The 2,968-nt window shown below is 59.5% G+C and carries 3 protein-coding genes and 1 pseudogene; all 4 read right to left on the bottom strand.

Annotated features, from left to right (window positions below; genetic code table 11):
- Window positions 1–1,500: 1,500 nt before the first annotated feature.
- Complete coding sequence (locus EN991_RS30195) at window positions 1,501–1,794, bottom strand: hypothetical protein (RefSeq protein WP_164754994.1); 294 nt, start codon at window positions 1,792–1,794, stop codon at window positions 1,501–1,503.
- Entirely contained in the window at window positions 1,791–2,330 is a 540-nt protein-coding gene (locus EN991_RS41835) for a spore coat U domain-containing protein (RefSeq protein WP_224675713.1), read from the bottom strand. Before EN991_RS41835 ends, EN991_RS30195 begins: the two co-directional genes overlap by 4 nt.
- 166 nt (window positions 2,331–2,496) lie before the next feature.
- On the bottom strand, window positions 2,497–2,736 hold the full coding sequence (locus EN991_RS41830; protein WP_245487238.1) for a spore coat protein U domain-containing protein: 240 nt from the start codon (window positions 2,734–2,736) through the stop codon (window positions 2,497–2,499).
- A gap of 14 nt (window positions 2,737–2,750) precedes the next feature.
- Window positions 2,751–2,968, bottom strand: a pseudogene (locus EN991_RS30185) (fimbrial biogenesis outer membrane usher protein); the annotation flags it as partial.

Below are 2,968 nucleotides of genomic sequence, written 5' to 3'. Positions count from 1 at the left end.
GGGATGATCACTGAGGTGGCGCCGGAACTTACCTGATCCTTGAGCCGGCGAACCGATGATGCTGGAGGGGCTTTGAGCCATAGATGGTTCTAACTATAGCCGAGCAAATGGCGAAGCCCAACTATCGGCAGCTAGACGGTCCATATCATGCAAGGGCCGCCGCGACCCAGGCGATCGCGGGAGAGCCGCGCCGCTATTTTCAGCCAAACTGTGTTCCATGGTCGAATTCTCCCCAGGTTGACTCGAGAGGACGGCGGGCGCAGACGTTCACGCGGACGGGCATCGACTGGTCATCGCCGACACATGGTGCGCATCCCCCACAATCCACATCTCGGTAAGCGATTGGAGGGGTGGCCGGCGCCTGTGGCGGGTTTGTTGGGACGTTAGGCGCCGGCCGGGCGGGCGGGGGTGGGCCGCCGCAAGCACAAGCTAATATATACCCAACTCTGGTGCCTATGGTGCTATCGCGCAATGGCCCTGACGGGCAGCCTAGGCCATGGGGCTTAGTTGCGGGATTACCGTTTTGCGCGTAGTTTGTAGATCTGGTTGTTTGGGTCCCTCCTTATGACCAGTGCCGGTCGGCACGGTCACCGTCACCCTTGCTTGGTAATCTGATCGTGCCGACCTACCCTTTTGACATAGAACCGCACCCCCTTTGGCAATTGAAGCGCCTGGCGAACGGGCGGCATGAAACTCATCCGAATGGCGTCACGCTTCGTCGCTAGGCGATGTGTTGCCGCCGGATCAACGTCAACTGCGGTTCGAGCTGTAGCGCTGGGAGCAAGACGCCCAGGAGTTACCATTGGGCTGCGCACGCTGAAAGGACGGGTTACTCCCGACGCGGCGAAGTCAAATCCGAGGATCGCAAGGGCCTTCAGCTGTCTGCTCGCGCCGAGTCCCTGCGATTCGTCTATCGACCGCTCGCCGAGATCCTGGTCGCGGAGCCCCTCGATACGATCCTGCAGCGGGTAGAGAGCACGATAGGCGAGCCTGCCAAATCACCATCTGTCGATGCGGTCGGCGGGAAGATTGAAGCAACGGTTAGAAGTCACCCCGGGCGACCCTACGGTTCAGGTCAATGCCGTTCGCAGGCCAACCAGATCGTCGGCATGTCCCATGTCCAGACCTTCAGCCGGCGCGCCCCACGCATCAGCCGCCAGGCCGGTGAACACGTCGAACACCGTCCAGCTTCCACCTGGCTCTTGCCTTAAAGTCGTACCGCTGCTGTGCCATGGGTCATTCGTTCAGCTTCCGATCCAGCTCGTCAAGCATGGACCGATGCTGCTCGGTCACATCCCAATCTGCTGGACCTCCCAGCAGTTGGCGGATTTGACGGCGCAGCGTCTCTGAAGTAATCCACGACCGAATGAGACGCGATGTAGCCTGCTGTTGCTCGGGAGAAAGCTCTTGCATGGTTGGCCCGCACGGTTAGACCGAGCCCAACCCCTTTGTGACCTTAATGGTTCCCGATGGATTGCCTGAAGAGAGTTGGAGCAGCAGCTACTCCGGCGCGACCGATAGAAAAAGTTCATCGCCGCGAAGGCCGGCTTTGTAACGTGCAATCAGGCTTTCGGCAGCCGTCGTAGCTTCGGGGCTTTCGCGGTTAATGCCGCGCAGCTCACAAAGCATATCGAACAGCCCCTGGAGAAGAGACAGTTCCTCCGGCTCGAAGGTGCCGTTCGCGATGCTTGTTACCAGCATGATCCCTGCCCCTGCATTGGCCGGATCATTCGAGCGGGTCAGGTAAATGTCAATTCGGACCAAGGTCTTGTCGGAAAGGCCTTCATCGCTCAATAGGTCACAGTGACGACAACCGTGTCGGTGTATACGCCTGCGGAAGGAGTAGCCTGCGGCGGGACGCGACCATAAACCGTGAAGACTTGCGGGACCCCAGTTCCAGTTCCCGGCACTGTGCTGCCGGGCACGGAAGCGTCGCCCCAAGGCTGAGTTCGATCAGCATTCTTGCAGAGGCCATAGGTCACTGTTTCCACGCCTTTCGACATCTTGCGAGTTGTCGGCGGCGATCCTGTCGTGCCGCCATTCAGCGAGACCGTGTAGGCCGCTGCTGGTGTGCAGGTGACTGAGACCTGGCCGGTGGCATCAACATTGCCGTCAAGTACCCCCTTTGATCCAAATTCGATGTTCTGCGTCGATACAAGGCAGTTGGCGGCGACCGTCGCATTGATGGTGAAAGTCGGATCAGCCGCCACCGTACCGGAGGCGGTACTGCAACTGCTGCCGGAGGTATAGCGATAGCGAAATTCGATCTGCGCACCGGAGAATGTCGAAAGGTAGGTTCCAGGTGGAACGGTTCCCTGCCCTCCGGCCACGGCGCCATAAATAGTCGCCGTTCCAGTGGCTGAGCCCAATACATTTGGGGGTCAATGCCAGTGCCGGAGGGCGGGAAGCGTAGGCCCAGGCAAAAGAACCCCAAACCACGCTGCGTGCCGAGTCGGGATAGAGCTGATAGTTGAGTGCGTTGGCTCCGCTAAACATCTAGCGGGCCGTCGCCGACGACGCGCCGCCTGTGCCGGCCGCAAGATGCGCACAGATCAGGATGCGCTGACCGACAATGCCGCTGCAATTCATGTTGATGGTCGCGGTCGTGTTGGTCTGACTGCCCGAGAGGGTGTCAACCAACCCGAAATTCATGTTCGAGACGCTGAAGCTGCAGCTTTGCGCCAAAGCGGACAACGGAAACATGGCAAAGGCCATGAAGATGACAAGACGGAGCATTCGTTCTCCCATGTTTACCTGCATGCCACGTCCTTGATTGCGACTTGCTGACCGGGTGCGGGCGTGTAGAAAAAATCGGCCTTGCAGGAGGTGCCATCCAGACGATCGATCACGACCGTGTTCTGTGCGCTTAAGCCTCGAATGTACGCCTCACCATCGTAGCCGATGACAAACTCTTCGGAGCCAGCCTCCATGCGCCCCTTCAGGCCGGCTTCCAAAGGGGTCCCTGTGC

Origin of the sequence: Mesorhizobium sp. M7A.F.Ca.US.005.03.2.1 (assembly GCF_003997795.1) — a bacterium.
GTDB classification, from domain to species: Bacteria; Pseudomonadota; Alphaproteobacteria; order Rhizobiales; family Rhizobiaceae; genus Mesorhizobium; species Mesorhizobium ciceri.
This window is presented reverse-complemented; position numbering and strand designations above follow the sequence as displayed.